Origin of the sequence: Acinetobacter sp. ANC 3832 (genome assembly GCF_002135415.1) — a bacterium.
Classification (GTDB): Bacteria; Pseudomonadota; Gammaproteobacteria; order Pseudomonadales; family Moraxellaceae; genus Acinetobacter.
The window spans coordinates 17,209-33,513 of sequence record NZ_NEGJ01000007.1 but is presented as its reverse complement, the minus strand read 5'-3'; the positions used below and the strand labels follow the sequence as shown (position 1 = coordinate 33,513).

The 16,305-nt window shown below is 36.4% G+C and carries 15 protein-coding genes; 9 read left to right on the top strand and 6 right to left on the bottom strand.

All coding sequences use genetic code 11. The annotated features are described in order from the left end of the window. Positions 1-2: 2 nt before the first annotated feature. Positions 3-686 (top strand): response regulator transcription factor, encoded by a 684-nt coding sequence (locus tag B9T35_RS10765; RefSeq protein WP_086191120.1) that lies wholly within the window; start codon positions 3-5, stop codon positions 684-686. Positions 687-697: 11 nt separating this feature from the next. Further along, positions 698-2,023: an ATP-binding protein gene (locus B9T35_RS10760; protein ID WP_086191246.1), complete on the top strand. Its 1,326-nt coding sequence runs from the start codon at positions 698-700 to the stop codon at positions 2,021-2,023. Positions 2,024-2,175: 152 nt separating this feature from the next. Here B9T35_RS10760 and B9T35_RS10755 read toward each other — a convergent pair whose 3' ends face one another. The 3 genes from B9T35_RS10755 to B9T35_RS10745 all read right to left on the bottom strand — a co-directional run bounded on the left by B9T35_RS10755 (position 2,176) and on the right by B9T35_RS10745 (position 5,226). Then, complete coding sequence (locus B9T35_RS10755) at positions 2,176-2,898, bottom strand: phosphatase PAP2 family protein (RefSeq protein ID WP_086191119.1); 723 nt, start codon at positions 2,896-2,898, stop codon at positions 2,176-2,178. Positions 2,899-3,208: 310 nt separating this feature from the next. After that, positions 3,209-4,396: an ammonium transporter gene (locus tag B9T35_RS10750; protein WP_086191118.1), complete on the bottom strand. Its 1,188-nt coding sequence runs from the start codon at positions 4,394-4,396 to the stop codon at positions 3,209-3,211. A gap of 350 nt (positions 4,397-4,746) precedes the next feature. Continuing rightward, entirely contained in the window at positions 4,747-5,226 is a 480-nt protein-coding gene (locus B9T35_RS10745; RefSeq protein ID WP_086191117.1) for an FG-GAP repeat domain-containing protein, read from the bottom strand. Between the two features lie 315 nt (positions 5,227-5,541). Here B9T35_RS10745 and B9T35_RS10740 point away from each other — a divergent pair, with 315 nt between their 5' ends. Both B9T35_RS10740 and B9T35_RS10735 read left to right on the top strand, forming a co-directional pair. Beyond that, positions 5,542-6,447: an AEC family transporter gene (locus tag B9T35_RS10740; RefSeq protein ID WP_086191116.1), complete on the top strand. Its 906-nt coding sequence runs from the start codon at positions 5,542-5,544 to the stop codon at positions 6,445-6,447. A 351-nt stretch (positions 6,448-6,798) separates the two neighbouring features. Next, a complete protein-coding gene (locus B9T35_RS10735) occupies positions 6,799-7,530 on the top strand; it encodes a carbonic anhydrase (RefSeq protein ID WP_086191115.1) in 732 nt (243 codons plus the stop codon). Positions 7,531-7,615: 85 nt separating this feature from the next. Here the strand turns inward: B9T35_RS10735 and B9T35_RS10730 are convergent, their stop codons facing one another. After that, positions 7,616-8,152, bottom strand: coding sequence for a hypothetical protein (locus B9T35_RS10730; protein ID WP_086191114.1), 537 nt, complete (start codon positions 8,150-8,152; stop codon positions 7,616-7,618). Positions 8,153-8,326: 174 nt separating this feature from the next. Between B9T35_RS10730 and B9T35_RS10725 the strand changes: the two genes are divergently transcribed. Next, positions 8,327-9,403, top strand: coding sequence for a molecular chaperone DnaJ (locus B9T35_RS10725; protein WP_086191113.1), 1,077 nt, complete (start codon positions 8,327-8,329; stop codon positions 9,401-9,403). Positions 9,404-9,492: 89 nt separating this feature from the next. Continuing rightward, entirely contained in the window at positions 9,493-9,861 is a 369-nt protein-coding gene (locus tag B9T35_RS10720) for an endonuclease domain-containing protein (protein ID WP_086191112.1), read from the top strand. 221 nt (positions 9,862-10,082) lie between these two features. On the opposite strand, the gene B9T35_RS10715 is transcribed toward B9T35_RS10720, so the two are convergent. Together B9T35_RS10715 and B9T35_RS10710 are read right to left on the bottom strand one after the other, a co-directional pair. Then, entirely contained in the window at positions 10,083-10,793 is a 711-nt protein-coding gene (locus B9T35_RS10715; RefSeq protein ID WP_139842022.1) for a hypothetical protein, read from the bottom strand. A gap of 120 nt (positions 10,794-10,913) precedes the next feature. Beyond that, positions 10,914-13,808 carry a valine--tRNA ligase gene (locus B9T35_RS10710; protein WP_086191245.1) on the bottom strand — a complete coding sequence of 965 codons (2,895 nt, stop codon included), beginning with the start codon at positions 13,806-13,808 and terminating at the stop codon, positions 10,914-10,916. A gap of 180 nt (positions 13,809-13,988) precedes the next feature. On the opposite strand from B9T35_RS10710, the gene B9T35_RS10705 reads away from it, so the two are divergent. The 3 genes from B9T35_RS10705 to B9T35_RS10695 all read left to right on the top strand — a co-directional run bounded on the left by B9T35_RS10705 (position 13,989) and on the right by B9T35_RS10695 (position 16,247). Next, positions 13,989-14,657: a hypothetical protein gene (locus tag B9T35_RS10705; RefSeq protein WP_086191110.1), complete on the top strand. Its 669-nt coding sequence runs from the start codon at positions 13,989-13,991 to the stop codon at positions 14,655-14,657. An 82-nt stretch (positions 14,658-14,739) separates the two neighbouring features. Continuing rightward, a complete protein-coding gene (locus tag B9T35_RS10700) occupies positions 14,740-15,546 on the top strand; it encodes an SDR family NAD(P)-dependent oxidoreductase (RefSeq protein ID WP_086191109.1) in 807 nt (268 codons plus the stop codon). Continuing rightward, complete coding sequence (locus tag B9T35_RS10695) at positions 15,543-16,247, top strand: ATP-binding protein (RefSeq protein ID WP_086191108.1); 705 nt, start codon at positions 15,543-15,545, stop codon at positions 16,245-16,247. Before B9T35_RS10700 ends, B9T35_RS10695 begins: the two co-directional genes overlap by 4 nt. Positions 16,248-16,305: the final 58 nt, after the last annotated feature.

The window sequence follows — 16,305 nt, the reverse complement described above, 5'->3', positions numbered from 1 at the left end:
CCATGACTAAAATCTTAATGATTGAAGATGATTTCATGATTGCCGAATCCACCATGACTTTACTGCGCTTTCATCAGTTTGATGTAGAGTGGGTAAACAATGGTTTAGATGGGTTGAAGCAACTGACCAATCAAAGTTTTGATTTAGTTTTGCTTGATCTAGGTCTTCCAATGATGGATGGCATGCAAGTGTTGAAGCAAATTCGACAACGCACAAGCATGCCTGTTCTAATTATTTCAGCTCGAGATCAATTACAAAATCGGGTAGAAGGGTTGAATCAAGGCGCAGATGATTACTTGGTTAAACCTTATGAGTTTGATGAGTTGATTGCGCGGATTCATGCTTTATTACGTCGTAGTGGTGGGGAAGTTACACAAACAGGCAGTGAGGCTTTACTGACAAATGGTGATGTTGTTTTAGATGTAGAGCAACATATTGCCAAACTTAAAGGTGAAGAAGTTGAACTTTCAAACCGTGAATGGGCAATTTTAACGCCATTGATGACACATCCGAATAAGATTTTTTCTAAATCTAATTTAGAAGATAAACTTTATGCTTTTGATAGTGAAGTGAATAGTAATACGATTGAAGTATATGTACATCATATCCGATCAAAATTAGGTAAAGACATCATTCGAACGATCCGTGGTTTGGGCTATCGTTTGGGTCAAGCGAAGAAAATATAAAATATATGGCTATGTCCGCACATTATTCTCTCAAAAAACGTCTGATTGGTTATACCTCACTGTTCAGTGTAATTTTGGGGTGTGTCCTGATTTTTTCGGCATATAAAATTTCACTTGAGGAAATCAATGAAATTTTAGATGCACAGATGGTTTATTTGGCTGAGCGTGTTGAATTAAATATTAGACCCATACAAAGTAAATTTGATAGCCATAAGCACTACCATGAAGATGATTTATTTATTGATGTATGGGCTTATGGAAGTAAAAGTGATACCACGCATGAACATCAGTTTTTAGTTGAACCGAAACAAAAAGCTGGATTTTATAGAGAAGAATCACCGAATGGCACATGGATTGCTTATGTTTTGCCCACTAAAGACTACCAAATTCAAATTAGCCAACAAGAAAAAGTCCGTCAGGTTCTCGCATTAGAACTTGCGGGGAGCATGTTCTTGCCTTATTTAATCATCATTCCATTTGCATTATTGGGTTTAATTTTAATTATTCGGCGAAATTTAAAACCCTTAGATGATTTTAAAGAGGAACTGTCCCAACGAGATTCAAACTCATTGGTTGCGATTCAAAATACGCTTTATCCTGAAGAGTTAGTACCGACCATCAATGAGATGAATCATTTGTTTGAACGCATTTCCTTAGCACAAGCAGAGCAAAGGCAGTTTGTAGCAGATGCAGCACATGAACTTCGGACACCGATCACAGCACTAAATTTGCAAACTCAAATTCTATTAAGCCAATTTCCAGAAGAAAATAATTTACAAAATTTGAGCAAGGGATTAGCTCGAATGCAGCATTTGGTCATGCAGTTGCTTTCCTTAGCTAAACAGGATGCAGCATTGGGTCAAAATGAGTTAATTACCAATTTTCAACTCAATGATGTCGCTTTAAATTGTGTGGAACAATTGGTTCATTTGGCGATGGAGAAGGACATTGATCTGGGTTTTGAACGAAATGAACCGATAAAAATGCATAGTATTGAACAAACCATTCATTCGATTGTATTTAATTTGATTGATAATGCGATTAAATATACGCCAATTTCTGGAATCATCAATATCTCTGTATTTCAGGATGCTGATGAATATGCCTATATTCAAATTGAAGACAGTGGTAATGGAATTGAACCTGAAATGTACGACAAAGTGCTGAAACGGTTTTATCGAGTACATCATCATTTAGAAGTAGGAAGCGGATTAGGCTTATCTATTGTAGATAAGGCGATTCAACATTTAGGTGGTGAACTGATTTTGTCAAAAAGTAATGATCTCGGTGGTTTAAGTGCTTTGGTTAAACTACCTAAAGTATTTTCTACAAAATAGTCAGGGATTTAGAATAAACATCTTACTAGAAGTACTTAGACCTCTCTGTTTTTCTCCTAAAGAGGTGTTAAAAAAGCACCATGATGTGCTTTTTTATGCTCATTATTGAAGAGATTTTAATAATATCTAGTCTTAGTGATGAGTTTTGAATATCAGGCTTTCTCATTGAATGAGTCTACTGAATGACTATTTTTAGCTTGAATTTGTCTTTGAAATTTACGATAAAAGAAGAAGTAAAGTACACAGTTCATGGCTAAAATAATCCAACCTGTCCATAGATTATGGCTAAGGAAATGAGCGCCACGCATCATTTGTCCCCAACCCAATATGAATCCACAAATTAAGCCCGCGAATAAAAAAACATAAGCTAATTTAGGGCGAGCTAAGCGATAAACGAAAAAACCTGTGACTAAAGCGAAGCCTGTGCTGGCATGCCCACCTGGAAAACAATGTCCATGCGTTGCGGTGAAATCCCAGATAAATCCTGTCGCTGTTTCGTGGGTCATATTCCATGGGCACGCATGGGCAGATTTTGACTTTAATAGCCCTATAAGACCCGTAGATAAAATACTGACCCAAAACATATATCCATAGAGCCAACGGTTTGCTTTGAGACGTTTAACTTTAAACGAAGCACACCATAGCACGAGAAAACTGACATAAACTGCAATCAGTATATATTTAAAAATACGATGATTAATATGAACTAAATACCAGTTGTTGCGGTAGATAAAGTTGCCGAATTGATCCATCCAAGGGTGGATGAAGTACATATCTATCGCCCCACCGACAGGGACATAGAAAATTAAAATAAAAAAACTAATGCTTAATAATAGCAATGAATGAATTGAGAGCTTTTTTAGGTCTAATGGCATAGTGTCGAATATTACGTAAATTATAGAGATATATTTGTTTTTTATTACAGCAGTTCAAACTTAATCAAGTCTTAAAATAGTCTTGAGACAAGAACTGTAGAATCACCTTGATAAGCCTAAAATATCAGAGTATTCAGTATTATGCTTGAATATATTTAATCCATATTGAAAATATAATCGGTTTGATTCATAAGGCTCTTTTATCAATATGAAGCGGCTTTTTACTTTCTTCATAAAAGAGAACTGAGAAGCTGTATTGAAATAAAAAGGGTGACTCAATTGAGTCACCTACACAATGTAAAAGCTTGATTTAGAACATCGCATCTTCTGAGTTTGCAGAAATTTTATGAATGGATAAGTCTGCACCACGAAACTCTTCTTCTTGAGTGAGACGAATTCCCATAGTGTATTTTAAAATTCCATACACAATAAAACCACCTGATAATGCAATGATAATCGCGAGGACTGTGCCAATGATTTGTGACACGAAGGACACTCCGCCAAGCCCACCTAACCATTGTTGTCCAAATATTCCGACTGCTAGTCCACCAAATGCACCACAGACGCCATGTAAGGGCCAAACACCCAATACATCATCAATTTTGAGTTTGTTTTGGGTATAGGTAAAGAGTTTGACAAAGAGAAAGCCTGCAAAACTACCAATCACTAAAGCCCCAACAGGATGCACGATATCTGAACCTGCACAAATCGCAACGAGACCTGCCAGCGGTCCATTGTGTAAAAAACCTGGATCTTCTTTACCAAAGAAGTTTGCTGCAATTGTTCCACCGACCATCGCCATAAGTGAATTGATTGCAACTAAGCCAGAAATAGCGTCTAGGCGTTGAGCACTCATGACATTAAAGCCAAACCAACCGACAATTAATATCCATGAGCCTAAGGCTAAAAATGGAATAGACGATGGAGGATGTGCACTGACTCGACCATCTTTTTTATATCGCCCATGTCTTGCACCTAACAGTAAAACAGCGGCTAGAGCAATCCATCCACCCATTGCATGCACCACAACAGAACCAGCAAAGTCATGAAAACCTGCACCAAAGGTATCGGCTAACCATTTCTGCAAACCCAGATTGCCATTCCATGCAATCCCTTCAAAGAAAGGATAAATGAGAGCAACTAAAAACAGGGTGGCAATAGCTTGGGTACGCATTTTGGCACGCTCAGCAATTCCCCCTGAAATAATTGCAGGAATCGCGGCGGCAAAGGTCAGTAAGAAGAAGCAACGCATGAGATTGTAACCATGCTCAGTTGCCAGTGTTGCACCTGTATGGAAGAAATGCTGCCCATAAGCGATGTAATAGCCAACAAAAAAATAGGCAATTGCAGATAAAGAAAAGTCCGTTAAGATTTTACTTAAAGCATTGACTTGATTCTTATGGCGTACAGTCCCAAGTTCTAAAAAAGCAAAGCCTGCATGCATTGCCAGTACAAGGATTGCACCAAGGAGGAGAAAGAGTAGGTCGGTATTTTGCATAGTGGGTTCTTTTGGTGCTTTATGTCACAATTTATCATCAGTATAACGATGCAATGAATGACGTGAAATGTTTTGCTATAGGGAAAAATAGATTAAAGAATTCAAAATTTTATCAAGACTCGATATAAAGCAAAGGCTTGCACTCATTTGGATTTTTTGCATCATTTTAGTGCTTGTTATATTGAATGAATTTATACTAAATTTTTGATAATTAAAATAAAAATAATTTACTCATCAAAAAATAATTATCAGAATTTATAGATAACAGAATTTTCTAAAATTCGTTGATGAAAATAAATTGAATAAATTAGTTCGCTATACATCATACAAGATTTAAAGGATGGCATAGATTAACGTTTTGCACATGCGCGTCCTTTATCTTCATAACGATCAATCGCATAACTTTTGCCATTCCAACGATAGACTGGGAAGCAGGTACTAGTATCTGCGATGGCGATATCGGGCCAACCATGTCGACCGACAGTAGGTAATATTATTGGTGTTCCTTTGCTATTTAAAATTTTTGTCCATGTGTGATTATTTTGTTTGGTCAAAATATAGAATCCTGTGCCTGTTGCCCCATAACATTTTGTACCCCCATCTCGAACAATCGCATCCATACGACCATCATTATTTAAGTCTTTATAGGTTTCGATATGCACAAGGCTACATTTACTTTCCCAACCCATGGCGGTTTTTTTAATTCCAGCAGCTTTGTAAATCTGAGCTTCTTCATCTTTACTGGGTTTATTATTTTGTGCTGCAAAAGTATGACTCAACATCAGCAAAGGAAGAAAAGCAGAGAATATTTTTAATGTTATTTTTATCATGATAATTTTATAATTTGTGACTAATTTATCATTTTAATATTAATCTGCTTTTTGGCAAGTAAAAATTAGACTGATAACCTAAACAATATATTGAAACTTATTAAAAAAATAGGTGCAATTATTGATTGAGAAAGACTTGGTAACGGTTTAGCTAGACCAATTTAAGGTGATATTAGATGCAGTATTTCTCAAAGAGCATCAAAAATTAGCGTATATTCATACGTAACAAAAGGTAAAACATTATTCACGTATATATCGATGATACTGAAGTAGGGATGCGAATGCTGAATAGGAAAAAATTACAGGCTATGAAAAATGTATAGTATTTTACTTTCACTTTTCCCTTTAATCTCTCTGATTTTGAGTGGTTATTTTTTAAAGCAGAAGAATTTCTTAAATGATGGTTTTTGGGTCGGTGCTGAAAAACTCAATTACTATATTCTTTTCCCTGCGATGTTATTTGGCAATCTTGCATCTGCAACAATAGAATTACATCTCGTTAAAACCATTGGTCTAGTCCTGCTTGGCGTATTAAGTATTGTTTGTATCGGTTTATATGCTTTACGAGCAATATATAAAACTGAATCAGCACAATTCGGCGTGTATATGCAAAGTATGGTACGTTTTAATACTTATATGGGCTTAGCAATTGTTGCGACATTATTCCATCAACAAGGGATGATTATTTTAGCAATTGCACTCGCAATGAGTATTCCTGTCGTTAATATTTTATCTGTTTTGGCATTAACCAACAAAGAGCAGATGAAGTTTTATTCTGTCCTTATTTCTTTAATTAAAAATCCATTGATTATGTCTTGTGTACTTGGTGCTTTATTTAATGCCACAGGGCTTAGTTTATGGGATGGTTTTGGCAGTTTCTTAAAACAACTCGCATTATGTAGTTTGCCACTCGGTCTATTGTGTGTTGGTGCAGCACTGCAATTTATGCAACTTAAAAAAGATGTAAATCGTTTAATTCTCAATACACTTGGACGCTTACTTATTGTTCCAGCCTTGGCTTGGTTGGTATGTCAAATATTGCAACTCTCTACTTTAGAAACACAAGTCTTGGTTCTATTTTTTGCATTACCAACGGCTTCAGCATCTTATATTTTAACCAAAGTTTTGGGTGGTGATAGCCAACTTATGGCAGGGGTGATTAGCTTACAGACTTTATGTTCAGCCATTACTTTGCCTTTTATTCTTTATTTTATAACTTAACGATGTTTGCTGATTGAACAGTGATTTGTTTTATTCCGCTTTTAATGAATTTTAATTACATTCAAATTGAGATTTTTGTAATTGAATATTTTTTAAATCACAGCTAGTAATGATAATTAAATCTCATTTATTTTTATTTAAATGGATTGGTTTTAGTATTTATAATTTTTTATTTAGTTGTAGTTTATAAAGTAAAAAGGTTTGATTAGATGGATTAAATGCCTGATTTTAGGCGTTGATAGACATTATTGACATCTTATTTCTTATTTTCTAAAGTTCTGCTCAGAGTTTTAGCTTTTCGCCTAAAATTAAAACTAAAAAATGGATAGAATTAAAGCATAAGGAAAAATCATGAAAATAAGAAACCTTGTATTATTCGGATTATTTACAAGTCAAATATCATTTGCAGGTGTAGATTCAGATTGGGGATATTCTGATGCTAAAGCACCATCTAATTGGACAAATTTGAACGCCAAATATCAAGCTTGCTCAGGTTTAAATCAATCACCGATTAATATTAGTCAGACAACCAAAGCACAGCTTTCACCCTTAAAATTTAATTACGCGACCACTTCAAAGTCTATTGTGAATAATGGGCATACTGTACAAGTAGATTTTAATGAAGGGAATGTATTAGAACTAGATGGGAAAAAATTTAGTTTAAAGCAGTTTCATTTACATAGCCCAAGTGAAAATACAATTTTAGGTAAAAGCTATCCTTTGGAAATGCACCTTGTGCATGCATCGGAGCAAGGCGAGTTGGCTGTAGTTGCTGTGATGTTTGAACAGGGCAATGAAAATAATAAACTCAGTAATATTTGGAAAACACTTCCTAAAACTCCAGGAACCACATACTTTTTACAGCAACAAGAAGCCGCGACTAGTTTTATTCCTGAAAAATTAGATTATTACCGCTTTAATGGTTCTTTAACGACGCCACCATGCACTGAAGGTGTACGTTGGGTTGTATTAAAGGATATTCAACAAGCATCAGCTCAACAAATTAAAGCATTTACTACATTACTAGAGCATCCAAATAATCGACCTGTTCAACCAATTAACGCACGTGTTATTTTGGAATAACCACAAACGATTATTTAAAAAATAGTAGCTTTAAGTTTTTATTTTAAAGTTGCACACCTAAAATGAATTTGAGGTGTGCCTTTTTTTAGCTTGAAGAATAATTCTTTTCTATTTTCTGAATGATTTGTGAGGTGAATTGCTCAATTTTTTCTGCATGTTGAATGAGATTATGTTGATGCTCAATCCATTTTAGTTCCGAAGGCTGTCTTAAATGTTGAGATAAAATTTCTTCGGAATGGAACAATTCAAAAGACAGTTGATTCAGTTGTTCATCATAAATATTACTGTGCACAAAAATATGCAGTTCTTTGGCAAAGACAGGAATTAAGTTTAAATACTCAGACTCTAACGTTTTAATCGCATCGATTTCACTTGTTTGTTGGTGCTGAAATTCCTGAAGAAATGCCGATGTGCTATTTCGAAGTTGGTAAAGTGTTGGCAGTAAGGTAATAAAAAACTTTTGTTTTTGGTTCTCTAAAGTCTGTTGTTCATATAAACGCTGTTTGCGGTCAAAGTGAATGGGTACAGCAACAGCGACAAATATAGCAATGACTGAGCCGATGGCTTGCACCCACGCAGCAAGTTCCTGATTAAAAATAAGACTGGCTTGTGTAAGTGCCATATTTCCCTCATGAATTTTTGTTGTATTGACTCTAGTCTATGTTGGATTCATCTTTTAATGAAGGGTAATTTTTGATAATCAATAAAGTTATGCCATTGGCTTTATAAAAGCATGATTATTCTTGGATTGATAGAATGTTATAATTGATCAGATTTTCCTTTTGCTTATTTTTCTATGTCTTTCGATTTAAAACTTAGTGCACAACAAAATACGCAAAATTTGTCGTCACAGCAAAAAAAGCTCAATCGCCTGATTGAACAAATCGAACAGCAAAAAATCCAACTCGATATGTGGCAAAAAGCCAAAGATGAGATTCAACAGCAAACACGAAAAACCCTTGTACCCATCTATAGTGAATTACATAACATTTTATTTCAGCAACTAGAACAGTTATGGAATTGCTTGCAAGTACATGAATTTTCAAAAGCTGATCTTACACAGCTTGATGATAAAATTCAGAATCTAGCAAGCTTATTAAAAAACTCTCAATTTCTCACTGAACAGCAGAAGATTAAAGTTATTCAAATTGGTGAATTTTACCAACAACATGCAGAACATACTCAAGCGAAAAAGCACAAGAAAAATCTACATCGTGAAGAAGATTATAATATTAAAAGTAATCATCATATTGAAAATAACACACAAACCATCGATGATAAATCTGCGGAAATGGATTGGAATGTCGATGATTTTGATGAGCAACATCAATTAGAACGTGAACAATACAGGTTAAATAGACAAAAAGAAAAGCACGAACAAGCGCAGAAAATGGCGGATCAATCATTAAAAACCGTCTATTTAAAAATTGCTTCAATTATTCACCCTGACCGTGAGCAAGATGAACAGCTTAAAGTCGAAAAAACGGAGATGTTGCAACAAGTTAACCAAGCCTATGAACAGCAAGATTTATTTTATTTACTCAAACTGCAAATACAGGTTGAGCTGAATAGGGGAATAGCTCAGAAGGGGTTGAGCAATGAGCAAGTGAAGTTTTATAAACTGGCTTTAGAGGCACAAAAACAGCAATTGGATGCTCAAATTGAAGAGACTATTGAGTCATTGAGTTGGGTGAAACAAACTAAATCGAAAACTCAAAAGCCTTTAAACACCATTCAAATTGCAGATATGTATAAGAGCTTAGAAGCAGATTGTGCTGAATTAAAACAGCAAGTGAAATGGGAAAAAGAACGTCTAAAATATATGGTGAAAGTGAGTGGCTTAGCGGTATTGTTAGAAAATAATGCGTTGTAACTTTTTTAAAATAATCCTTCCTTGTGCGGCAGTGCTGCTCATCTCCTGAAAGGAGAGGGATGGGGTGAGGGCTAAAAAAGAGAATTAAAATGAAATTGAATCCCGAATTATTAGAATTCGCAAAATCTATGCGCAGTAATGCGACTGATGCAGAACATTTGATGTGGCAAATCCTCCGTGCCAAACGATTTATGAATCTTAAATTTCGTCGTCAGCACGTGATCCAACCTTATATTGTCGATTTTTACTGTCATGACATTGGCTTGGTGATTGAACTCGATGGAGGTCAACATAATACGGCTGATGGAAAAGAATATGATGTTGAACGAACTAAGTTTTTAGAGGCTTTGGATTTAAAAGTGGTGCGGTATTGGAATCATGACGTTTTGAGTGAGACGGATGTCGTTTTGGAGGATTTATGGCGTGTATGTGATGAATTGAAAAACACCTCTCCCTAACCCTCTCCTACAAGGAGAGGGAATTTCCATTGAGTATCAATCGACAGTGGATTCACAAAGGTTGCTCCCTCTCCCTATGGGAGAGGGCTGGGGTGAGGGTATTAGGAATTCAAAGCACCTCTTCCTTGCGCAACAGTGCTGCTCATCTCCTGAGAACATTCATTGAGCATCAAACAACAGTTGAATTCACAAGGATTGCTCCCTCTCCCTATGGGAGAGGGCTATCTTTTAAAATTAATAATATCTTTTAAAGCTTGAACAGTATTACTTGAACTCTGTGCATCAATGCGGTTTCTCTCGAGATCAAGAGTTGTTTCATCTTTTTTAAGAATAAAATTACGTTCAGTATTCATGAGTGTTTCAATCACTTTAGCTTTAACTTGTCCATTATTTTGTTCAAATGCATACAAGATAGCTAAATATTGGCTTTCTAAATTAGTGACTTCATTCTGAAAATATTTTATATCTTCTAAATTCTTTCTATAAAGGTTTAAAAAGAAGTATGAGAAAACTTCTATAAGAATTGTTAGGCTTATACGAGGTAAAAAATAAATTAGAGTGTTATTTAAATTTGGAGGATTTGAAGGTGTATATGCAATAAGTGAATAAAAAATAAAACCTAAACCTAATAAACAAAATGTTAACCCAGAAACAAGATTTAAATTAGCTTTCCTGTTCAAATCATCCAAATGTGATTTGAGACGTATGACTGTTGAGTACTTTAATTTTTTAATATCATCAAATTGATCAATTTCTTTTTGAATTATTATTTCTTTTTGACGTTGCGATTCTTTTATTAGTTTATTAATTTCCTCGTCTTTGTCAGAATCTTTATCATTATTTCTTATGTCTAATCCTAAAGAACTCTTTACTAAGGTAGCGAGAATTGATGAAGTTGTATCTGCATCTAGATATTTGACAAGTCCTGTCATTGTTATAACCACTGTTATTAGTATTATAAGAATGATTATAAAATCGAAAGTTTCCATAGAAGTATAAAGGACTGAATAATCAGCCCTTTATACTACGAATTAGACCAAAATATCAATAGATTAAAGCACCGCAATCTGATCCATATTTGCTTTAATTTTTACTAACTGATCAGCAAACTCAGCCAATTTCACTTTTTCACCTTCAACCACAGCAGCAGGTGCTTTAGCCACAAAACCTTCATTAGAAAGTTTGCCTGCAATTTGGTCATGCTGTTTTTGAACTTTATCAAAGTCTTTTTGCAAACGACCCAGTTCCGCTTTCGGGTCAATTAAACCCTTCATTGGAACAAATACAGACACATGACCGACTACAGATGAAGAAGACAATGGCGGTTGCTCAGCATCCGTTAAGAAAGTAATACTTTCCACTTTTGCCAATGCTTTAACCAAGGGTTCAATACGTGCAATCTGTGCTTTTTCAGCATCCGTGGTGTTTTGTAGTAATACAGGTAGTAAGCGTGCATTACCTAAGCCCATTTCACCGCGAATATTACGCACCGCACCAATCAAACCTTGAAGCCATTGCATATCTGCTTCAGCTTGATCATTGATTTTTGCAGGGTCTGCAACAGGGTAAGCCACAGTCATAATGGTTTCGCCGCCCAAACCAATCATTGGTGCAAGGGTTTGCCAAATTTCTTCGGTCAAATACGGCATAATTGGATGTGCAAGACGTAAAGATGCTTCCATAACCGCAAGTAATACACGACGAACTTCTGCTTTACGTTCTTCAGCAACATTTTCATCATTGAGTACTGGTTTAGTCAGTTCAACATACCAGTCACAGTATTCATTCCAAATGAACTCGTAAATCGCTTGTGCAGCCAAGTCTAAACGGTAAGTCGCAAAAGCTTGTTGAACCGCTTGTTCGGCTTTCTGTAAACGACTGATGATCCATTGTTCAGGCAATTCCCAAAGATCAGGTCGTGCAGTTTGACCAACCGTTTGACCTTCAACATTCATCAGAACGAAACGTGTACCATTCCAAATTTTGTTGGCAAAGTTACGGTAACCTTCAACACGCTTCATATCAAACTTAATGTCACGACCTGTATTGGCAAGTGCGCAGAAAGTGAAACGAACCGCATCTGTACCATAAGCTTGAATGCCTTCTGGGAATTCTTTACGGGTCGATTTTTCAATTTTCGCTGCTTGTTTCGGATTCATCAAACCCGTGGTACGTTTTTGTACCAAAGTTTCTAAATCTACACCGTCAATCAAATCTAAAGGATCAAGCACATTCCCTTTAGATTTAGACATTTTCTGACCTTCGCCATCACGTACTAAACCATGCACATACACAGTTTTGAACGGAACTTGTGGTGTGCCATCTTCATTTTTCATGAAGTGCATGGTCATCATGATCATGCGGGCAACCCAGAAGAAGATGATGTCAAAACCTGTTACCAATACATCCGTTGGGTGGAAAGTATTGAGGAAATAGTTTTCTGCATCTTTCTTAGCATCGCCAGTCCAACCTAAGGTTGAGAATGTCCAAAGACCTGACGAGAACCATGTATCGAGTACATCTTCATCCTGAGTCAATTGAACATCAGCTGGAATACCGTTTTCTTCCCGAACTTCTGCTTCGTCACGACCGACATAAATGTTGCCATCTACATCGTACCAAGCAGGAATGCGGTGACCCCACCACAATTGACGTGAAATACACCAATCTTGAATGTTGTTCATCCAAGACATATACATATTGCTGTATTGTTCAGGAACGAATTTAATTTCACCATCTTTCACTGCTTTAATAGCAGGTTCAGCCAATGGTGCAATTTTTACATACCATTGATCAGTCAATAATGGTTCAACAATCACACCTGAACGGTCACCGCGGGGTGGTTTTAGCGTATATGGTTGGATTTGTTCTAACCAACCTTCGCTTTCCGCTTGTTCAACTAATTTTTTACGTGCAGCAAAACGCTCTAAACCAATATAGTCCGCAGGCGCAGGAATGGTTTTAGAAATTTGCTCGCCCGCTTTGGCAATGTATTCAAACTCAGCCAAAATCTCAGCATTTTTGTTGAAAATATTGATGATTGGTAACTGGCAACGTTTACCCACTTCATAGTCATTGAAGTCATGCGCAGGGGTAATTTTTACACAGCCTGTACCGAATTCTTTGTCTACATATTCATCTTTAACAATCGCAACGCTACGACCTGTAATTGGCAAAATAATATTTTTACCCACAAGATTTGCATAACGTTCATCATCCAATGCAACTGCAACCGCAGTATCACCGAGTAATGTTTCAGGACGCGTGGTTGCAACAACGATATAATCTTTATCATCATGGGTACGAAGTGACTTATCTTCAAAGAAATATTTGAAGTGCCAAAGAGAACCTTGTTCTTCTTTATCACTTTCAACTTCTAAATCAGAAAGGGCAGTTTGTAATTTAGGATCCCAGTTAACAAGGCGTTTGCCACGGTAAATTAAGCCTTCTTTATGCAGACGTACAAAGACTTCCTTCACTGCATTAGATAAGCCATCATCCATGGTGAAACGTTCACGAGACCAATCTACAGATGAACCTAAACGACGGATTTGGTTGGTAATGTTATTACCAGATTCTTCTTTCCATTCCCAAATTTTGTCGATGAATTTTTCACGACCCAAATCATGACGGCTAATATTTTGTGCTGCCAATTGGCGTTCAACCACCATTTGCGTCGCAATGCCTGCGTGATCCGTTCCCGGTTGCCATAAAGTATTTTTACCAGACATACGATTGTAACGGGTGAGGGCATCCATAATGGCATTGTTAAAACCATGACCCATGTGCAAACTACCCGTGACGTTCGGTGGCGGAATCATGATACAGAATGAATCCCCTTTTTGAGATGGCTTAAAGTAGCCCTTGTCTTCCCAAGTTTTGTACCATTTTTTCTCGATCTCAGTAGGATCGTATGTCGTAGCAATATTTTGCGCAGAATCAGTCATAATCAGAACAGACCAAAAGTAGATAAAAAATTGCATCCATTGTAGCAAATAAATGTAAAGTGTAGTCAGAAAGGCAAATGCTTTCTTTGGGGAATTACGACACAATAAAATCCGACTTATGTCTAGTTTTGAATAAAAACTGTGCATTAAATGATAAAACAATGAGAAGAGGACGACACAATGTCGCAAACGATTGCGTTAAAACTAAAACCAGAAACTTATAAACGTTTTCAAGAAATTTATACCCAATTGAATGCCAATGAAAAAAGTGCTTTGGCGAAGTCTTTAGGGGAAAACTTAGCAGACATTGCGTGTGAAGTGATTGATCAAGTGTTTAGTCCATTGGTGCGCATGGCAGGGTCTGGAGATAAAGAATCTGAAAAAGTACTGAAACAAGTATTAGAAACCTTACGTAAATATATGCCGTGGTCTGTGTCTTTCTTTGGGAATGACCGTTTAACACCGATGGTGAACTATTTAGAAAAATTGACCTTTTCAAAAAATGGTCACGACTATTTAAGCTATCAAGTTGATAATGCACTCATTACTGAATTATTGGCTTATGCAGACCATATGAAAGAAGGTAAAAATCAATATGTTGCACCATCTTTAAAAGCCTTTACCCAAGTGGTTGATCAAGGGGTGACAAGTTTGATTCGTGAACCTAAAAAAATGTTGAAATTCAATATGGTGGTTGATAAAACTCTGAATGGTGTGATTAATGTCACTACACAATTGGGTTATAAGCGTTTTGATAAATTAGCGACAATGTATGATGCAAAAATGATGAGCCAGTTTTTTGATCATTTCCTTGAGTTTTTAGATGATCCTGCTAAAACTAGTGTTTAAATAAGCTTCTTATATAAATTCCTGATTCATAACTTATGTAAGAGCCTCATAAAATTAATACTTATCATCTAAAGGATTGATCATGGCGAAGTTGGATAACTTAGACAATAAAGTGGTGTGGATTACGGGTGCATCATCAGGCTTGGGCAAAGCGCTTGCACAGGAATGTGCTTTACAAGGTGCACAAGTGATTCTCAGTGCACGTCGTTTTGAAGAACTTGAAAATGTTCGTGTGAGTTTATTGCATCCAGATCAGCACATTTCGATTGCAATGGACATTACAGATGAGGCTCAAATTCGTCGTGCCTATGAAGAAGTATTGGCTAAAAAAGGTCAGATTGATTGGCTAATCAATAATGCAGGCTTGAGTCAACGTGCATTGATTGCAGATACAACGATGCAAACTGAACGTGCCATTATGGAAATTGATTATTTCTCTCAAGTGTTCTTAACCAAAATCGTATTGCCGACATTTTTAAAACAAAAATCAGGGCGTATCGCTTATGTCTCCAGTGTTGCAGGATTACTCGGGACGCAATACCGTGCTTCTTATTCTGCGGCAAAAGCGGCAATTCACATGTGGGCAAATAGCTTACGTGCCGAAGTAGCTCAAGAGGGTGTAGAAGTTTCCGTTATTTTCCCTGGCTTTGTAAAAACCAATGTGTCTTTTAATGCATTGAATGGGCAGGGGAAACCACAAGCTCATCAAGATGAAGCGATTGAAAATGGTCTTGATGCTGATGACTTTGCACAACAAACAGTCAAAGCGTTGATGAATGGCAAAGAATATATTGTGGTGGGTGGCAGTAAAGAAAAACTTGGGGTAATAGTTTCTCGCTTATCACCGACAACTTTATATAAAATGATTCGAAAAATGCGAGTCAAATGATTGTGTATACCCGTAAGAAAGCAGTATTTAATTGGAGTGGTGGTAAAGATTCAGCTTTAGCACTCTCCAAAGTTTTACAAGAGAACCAATTTGAAGTTGTTGCCTTATTAACAACTGTGAATGAAGAAACCAAACTTTCATCCATGCATGCCATTCCTCATACTCTGTTGATGAAACAGGCGGAGAGTATTGGCATTCCGCTTTATCCCGTTTATTTGCCTAAAAATCTTGAGATTTATGAACAAAGAATGTTAGATGCTGCAAATCACTTTAAAGCACAAGGTGTGGAACACTTTATTTTTGGTGATATTTATTTAACGGATGTTCGTCAATATCGAGAAGATAGGTTGCATCCATTGCGAATAGAAGTGGTTGAGCCCTTGTGGAATCCCAATTCGACTGAAGTGATGCAAGACTTTCTAGCCTCTGGGATAAAAACCAAAATTATCGTAACCGATGCCAGTAAGCTTGATGGAAGCTTTATCGGGCAGGATATTAGTTCGGCAACTCTTGATTTAATGCCACCCGATGTTGATGTCTGTGGTGAAAATGGTGAATATCATACTTTTGCTTATGCAGGTGAGCTATTCAAACATCCTGTAGAGTTCAATATTATTGAAACACGTAAGATGATGTATGAGTTTAAATTAGCCAGTGGTGAAGAAAAAACCTATCACTATTGGCAAGCTATTTTTGAGTAATCTTGAGCCTGTAAATAATTTTGTGTCCTGTCATTTTAAAATGGTCAGGACAGTCTAT

Coding starts and splice junctions, on each gene's coding strand:
- B9T35_RS10765 (WP_086191120.1), top strand. CDS start 3: ATGACTAAAATCTTAATGATTGAAGATGATTTCATGATTGCCGAATCC.
- B9T35_RS10760 (WP_086191246.1), top strand. CDS start 698: ATGTCCGCACATTATTCTCTCAAAAAACGTCTGATTGGTTATACCTCA.
- B9T35_RS10755 (WP_086191119.1), bottom strand. CDS start 2,898: ATGCCATTAGACCTAAAAAAGCTCTCAATTCATTCATTGCTATTATTA.
- B9T35_RS10750 (WP_086191118.1), bottom strand. CDS start 4,396: ATGCAAAATACCGACCTACTCTTTCTCCTCCTTGGTGCAATCCTTGTA.
- B9T35_RS10745 (WP_086191117.1), bottom strand. CDS start 5,226: ATGATAAAAATAACATTAAAAATATTCTCTGCTTTTCTTCCTTTGCTG.
- B9T35_RS10740 (WP_086191116.1), top strand. CDS start 5,542: ATGTATAGTATTTTACTTTCACTTTTCCCTTTAATCTCTCTGATTTTG.
- B9T35_RS10735 (WP_086191115.1), top strand. CDS start 6,799: ATGAAAATAAGAAACCTTGTATTATTCGGATTATTTACAAGTCAAATA.
- B9T35_RS10730 (WP_086191114.1), bottom strand. CDS start 8,152: ATGGCACTTACACAAGCCAGTCTTATTTTTAATCAGGAACTTGCTGCG.
- B9T35_RS10725 (WP_086191113.1), top strand. CDS start 8,327: ATGTCTTTCGATTTAAAACTTAGTGCACAACAAAATACGCAAAATTTG.
- B9T35_RS10720 (WP_086191112.1), top strand. CDS start 9,493: ATGAAATTGAATCCCGAATTATTAGAATTCGCAAAATCTATGCGCAGT.
- B9T35_RS10715 (WP_139842022.1), bottom strand. CDS start 10,793: ATGACAGGACTTGTCAAATATCTAGATGCAGATACAACTTCATCAATT.
- B9T35_RS10710 (WP_086191245.1), bottom strand. CDS start 13,808: ATGACTGATTCTGCGCAAAATATTGCTACGACATACGATCCTACTGAG.
- B9T35_RS10705 (WP_086191110.1), top strand. CDS start 13,989: ATGTCGCAAACGATTGCGTTAAAACTAAAACCAGAAACTTATAAACGT.
- B9T35_RS10700 (WP_086191109.1), top strand. CDS start 14,740: ATGGCGAAGTTGGATAACTTAGACAATAAAGTGGTGTGGATTACGGGT.
- B9T35_RS10695 (WP_086191108.1), top strand. CDS start 15,543: ATGATTGTGTATACCCGTAAGAAAGCAGTATTTAATTGGAGTGGTGGT.